At 70.6% G+C, this 445-nt stretch carries 1 pseudogene; it reads left to right on the forward strand.

Going from position 1 to position 445, the window contains the following annotated elements:
• Window positions 1-445 (forward strand): annotated as a pseudogene (locus tag G3I60_RS44025) (hemolysin III family protein); the annotation flags it as partial.

Genomic DNA, 445 nt, shown 5'->3' on the forward strand with positions numbered 1-445 from the left:
CATCGCGACGGCCTGCCTGCTCTTCGGCGTGAGCGCGGTCTACCACCGCGGCACCTGGGGCCCGCGCGGGGAGGCGGTGCTCCGCCGGCTGGACCACGCCAACATCTTCCTGATCATCGCGGGGACCTATACCCCGCTGACCCTGCTTCTCCTGCCCGAATCCACCGGACGGCCCCTGCTCTGGGCGGTCTGGGCGGCCGCCGCGGCGGCATCGCCTTCCGGGTCTTCTGGGTCGGCGCCCCGCGCTGGCTCTACACACCGTGCTACATCGCGATGGGCTGGGCGGCGGTCTTCTTCCTGCCCGACTTCATGCGGACGGGCGGTATCGCGGTCCTGGTCCTCGTCATCGTCGGCGGGCTGCTCTACAGCGCGGGCGGCGTGATCTACGGGATCAAGCGGCCTAACCCGTCGCCGCGCTGGTTCGGCTTCCACGAGGTGTTCCACT

Source organism: Streptomyces sp. SID13666, assembly GCF_010548325.1.
In the GTDB taxonomy this organism is placed as follows: Bacteria; Actinomycetota; Actinomycetes; order Streptomycetales; family Streptomycetaceae; genus Actinacidiphila; species Actinacidiphila fildesensis.